Raw genomic sequence first — 3,265 nt, forward strand, 5'->3', positions numbered from 1 at the left:
TGGGGGATCGAAGGCTTCTTCGCCAGGCTCAAGCAATGGCGGCGGATTGCCACGCGTTATGACAAACTCGCCGCCAACTTCCTGGGCTTCGTCAAACTCGCCAGCATCATGTTCTGGCTCAAATGACTAAATTGTCACTACAGCCTAGATAGATGTCGAGAATTGAAGGATCGGGTAGAAAAAATCACCTACGCTGATGTGGAGGAACTTTCGGCATCTGGCAAGAAGGTGTCTGAAAGCTATGCGTCACGCTGAAGTATTTAAATGCGACTGGAATAGATAATAATGACAATCTTAGGATCATCATCCTCAGTAGATGTTAATGCACTCGTCGCCATTGAAAATACTGCGACCAGAAGGCTTATCGTTTCCGTTATGCGTGAGTGTGGCTTTGTAGTTCAGGAAGAAACCAAAGACATCAGCCACACGATGCTGCACCTTGAGCATGGAAACGCATCAAACATAAATATCATCCTGTGCGATAAGCTTGGTGGAACTGGGCATCTGAAGGTTTTGAAGCATGTCCGTTGGGGGGAAGGGCAACCCCCTCAATCCCTTCCCATAATCGCCCTGGATAACCAGTGGACCGCCGATGAGCTAATCGCGGCAAGAGACGCGGGGATATCCGCTTCGCTCACCCTTCCCATAACCCGCCACTTGTTGCAAATGGCGATCACGGCTGCGATGACCACGCAGAAGGCTTTTATTTCCTGTCCGAGCTTTCATGGGCCGGATAGACGCTCTGCCATCATGAAAGGCTACAAGGGGCCGTTTAGGCGGGCGGATGATGCCCTGACCCGCCGTCATGAAGGCTCCCCTGTGATTGCCCCGTCCGCAGATCTGCGACAGGTCAAGTTGCGAGATAAGCCCCGCGAGGCCATAGCCCCTACATCTTCGGTCGATATGAAGGCTGAAATCGGATGGTCTACGGCGATTGCCACTGGGCGGGATGACATCGATGATCAACACCGGAAAATCATCGATTTTCTGAAAATACTTGGGACAACCTCAAGTGCCGAATATGAAATCAAGGCGCTCGATGACGTTCTTGTTGGTCTTTCAGATTATGTAAAAATGCACTTTAAGCACGAGGAGTCTCTCATGGACTCCTTTGATTATGATGAAAGAGACAAGCATAAGCGAATTCATGCTGGCTTTGTAGAGAAGCTTGATGGAATCAATCGTGATGAACTTCATAACGGCGGCGGAAGTGAGAAGCTTTTCTTTTTAATATATAATTGGCTCGTCACGCATATTGTTAGCATTGACCGCATCATGATCGCCAAATTGAATGGCGAATATGATGATGGCATTGGCGGCGAGACTGTACACAAGCAAACTGGCATCGTGATTGAAAATGCGTATGAATTAGCCGCAAAAATTATGAACGTAAACCTCCAAACAAGTTCGACGGCAGATGAGCGTCATAAAAAATCAATTATGCATGATATTTCGAAATCAACAGAGAGATTGATCAATCTTATGGAGCTTGCGGATTCTCGTGTGCAGGTGAGCGGATGCTCTAATTTTCAACTTAAACGACTGGGCGAGATTCGGCACGCACTGACAAAAAGTGCAGATTCTCTGGCCGAGACGGCTGCAAAAAGAATTATACGGCTATGCGGTGATATTTTGTCCGGCAAGCAGGGCATTCCCCTTGGAGTCGGGGATATCTTGCGGCGACAAATGGGCCGGGTGGCAAGCTTGGCTGCGGTAATCGGTGGATTGGACGCTATGAGTTCCACCGCAAAATCCGCAGCCATCGAGGCAAATGAGTTGGCCGGGAAAATCTTGGAAATGGAACTCGGATCAGCCGCGTCTTTGCAGGACTTTGATATTGTCGAAAAATAGCGAAACAGCAACGCCAGCCTTCGAGACGCCCTAATTGCCCTTTGGGCAAACCCAGTCTCTGTAGTTCATGTCAAACTTCATAATATGATTAAACAGCCACATCCTTAAGAATTCGCCCATTTCGTTAAGGGATTGACGGTTTACCTTCCTCGACTTTGTGATGAAATAGGATGACGCCATTTCCTCAAGTTGAGCCTTCAAAACGCGGTGCTCTCTGGCGTGCATGTCGAAATATGGATACACGCACTCTCTTTGTATTTTTTCTTCTCTCTCAAAGTGTTCGTGTGTATAGACAATTAGCTGCTTCAGCGTAACATGCATCGCAGCTTCATTTTGCCCATCAACTTCCCCTTCTAAGGTTTCGGATATTTTCGCAGTTACCAGAAATTGATTTATTATGCTAATAAGCTTCTTGTGGTCGACATCAATAATCGGGTGCCCGATCATCATGTCTTGCGTGAGCTTGAGCATATCGTCCTCGCTGCCGATCAAGCCGACATTTCCTGCGGCATCCACCAGCCTACAGTCTATTCCCGTCACTTCCCTTCTTAAAAGGGGGCTACGCCAGCACCTTCTGAGGTGTTTTGGTCAGGGCTTCAGCAATTCCGGCGGAAAGTGAGCGAAGTGAGACGGGCTTCCTGACAAACACGGTGAGGTAATCCCCCCTGGAAATAGAGGGATCGGAACGTAGAATTTTCTCGGTTCACGGAACGAGGAGATTCGAATGAAGAAGAGCCGATTTACGGATGCCCAGATCATGGCGATCCTGCGCCAGGCGGAGGACGGCATTCCGGTGCTGAACCTGTGCCGCGAGCACCAGATGAGCAGCGCGACCTTTTACAAATGGCGGGCCAAGTACGGAGGCATGGACGCGTCCATGATCTCGGAGATGAAGGGCCTTGAGGATGAGAACCGGCGGCTGAAGAAGATGTTCGCCGAGCTCAGCCTGCAAAACGAGCTGCTGCGTGAGGCCCTGGGAAAAAAATGAGCCGGCCATCCCAGCGCCGGGAGATGGCCGAGACAGCGGTGGCGCGACGGGGCATCAGCATTGCTTTGGCATGCCGGACCTTCGGGCTGAGCGAGACGTGCTATCGCTACAGTCCCAAGCTCCGCCCCGAGAACGAGGAGATCGCCGATCTGTTGGTCGGACTGACAACGTCCCGCAGGACGTGGGGCTTCGGGCTGTGCTTCTTGTACCTGCGCAACGTCCGGGGCCATGGCTGGAACCACAAGCGGGTCTACCGGATCTATCGGGAGTTGGAATTGAACCTGCGCATCAAACCCCGCAAGCGGCTCAAGCGCGACAAGCCCGAGGAACTGACGGTGCCCGATGTCCCCAACCAGGTGTGGTCCATGGATTTCATGGCTGACCGGCTGGAGGACGGGAGGGCCTTCAGGCTGCTCAACGTGCTCG

At 51.1% G+C, this 3,265-nt stretch carries 2 protein-coding genes and 2 pseudogenes; 3 read left to right on the plus strand and 1 reads right to left on the minus strand.

The window, feature by feature from the left end; all coding sequences use genetic code 11:
- Both CCC_RS01695 and CCC_RS22670 read left to right on the plus strand, forming a co-directional pair.
- A pseudogene (locus tag CCC_RS01695) lies at window positions 1–126 on the plus strand (IS5/IS1182 family transposase); the annotation flags it as partial.
- A gap of 159 nt (window positions 127–285) precedes the next feature.
- Entirely contained in the window at window positions 286–1,851 is a 1,566-nt protein-coding gene (locus tag CCC_RS22670; protein ID WP_236686268.1) for a hemerythrin family protein, read from the plus strand.
- 30 nt (window positions 1,852–1,881) lie between these two features.
- Here CCC_RS22670 and CCC_RS01705 read toward each other — a convergent pair whose 3' ends face one another.
- The gene (locus tag CCC_RS01705; RefSeq protein ID WP_236686269.1) at window positions 1,882–2,391 is read right to left on the minus strand and encodes a bacteriohemerythrin; all 510 of its coding nucleotides are present in this window, start codon (window positions 2,389–2,391) and stop codon (window positions 1,882–1,884) included.
- A 184-nt stretch (window positions 2,392–2,575) separates the two neighbouring features.
- Between CCC_RS01705 and CCC_RS21580 the strand changes: the two are divergent.
- Window positions 2,576–3,265, plus strand: a pseudogene (locus tag CCC_RS21580) (transposase); the annotation flags it as partial.

It is taken from the genome of Paramagnetospirillum magnetotacticum MS-1 (assembly GCF_000829825.1).
In the GTDB taxonomy this organism is placed as follows: domain Bacteria; phylum Pseudomonadota; class Alphaproteobacteria; order Rhodospirillales; family Magnetospirillaceae; genus Phaeospirillum; species Phaeospirillum magnetotacticum.

What these genes read in the sequence shown, in the direction of transcription:
- CCC_RS22670 (WP_236686268.1), top strand. Translation starts at nt 286, where the DNA reads ATGACAATCTTAGGATCATCATCCTCAGTAGATGTTAATGCACTCGTC.